The 651-nt window shown below is 68.5% G+C and carries 1 protein-coding gene; it reads right to left on the bottom strand.

What is annotated here, in order from left to right; all coding sequences use genetic code 11:
- Positions 1–98: 98 nt before the first annotated feature.
- The coding region (locus tag J0A65_RS25000; RefSeq protein WP_206596929.1) for an NRDE family protein at positions 99–651 on the bottom strand (553 nt) is incomplete at its 5' end.

Raw genomic sequence — 651 nt, 5'->3', positions numbered from 1 at the left:
ACATTCAGGCGTGAACGGCGCGCCTGCGGGCGCGTCATCCCTGGGCCTGATGCAACCTGGGGCCACTGCGCACGGAAGTTCCCCGGATTGCATCCGGGCTACCTGCTTACCCTGACGTCGCCCAACACGGCGCCGTGCGGCCCGAAACTGCGTTCGACGATGTTCCAGTGCCCATCCTGGCCAAGGTTCAGCACGGTGCTGGCGCGCGTGCCGTAGGCGGCGCTGGCGATGAACACGCTCGACAGCAGGCGCTCCGTGGCCAGGCCGATGCCGGTATCCGGTAGCAGGTGCTCCGCTGGCTGGCTGTGGTCGGCCAGCAGCGCCAGCAGCTCCTCGTCAGCGCCATCGAGGCGCGCCTGCAGGGTGCTTCTGGCCAGCAGCAGTTTGGGCCAGGGGGTGTCCAGCCCGGCGTTGGACAGGCCGTAGACGCCGGCTTGCAGGCGATGCGCCTGCCTTTCCTGGGAGTTGAAGTACCAGAGCTGAGTCGCATCTCCGAGCAGCAGGTTGAAGCCGGCATAGTCGGCTGCCCGCGCCATCAGGGTTTCCAGGTAGGCCTGCGGTGCAGCCTGGCCGCGCAGGTAGTCGGCGGTCAGTTCGCCGCGCGAGCGCGGGCCGATCTTCTGGCCTGGGTCGCGGATGTTGGTCAGGGCG

Source organism: Bowmanella yangjiangensis, from assembly GCF_017255015.1.
GTDB lineage: Bacteria > Pseudomonadota > Gammaproteobacteria > Enterobacterales > Alteromonadaceae > Bowmanella > Bowmanella yangjiangensis.
Note: the sequence above shows the minus strand (reverse complement) of the source record. Positions and strands in the feature narration are given on the sequence as shown.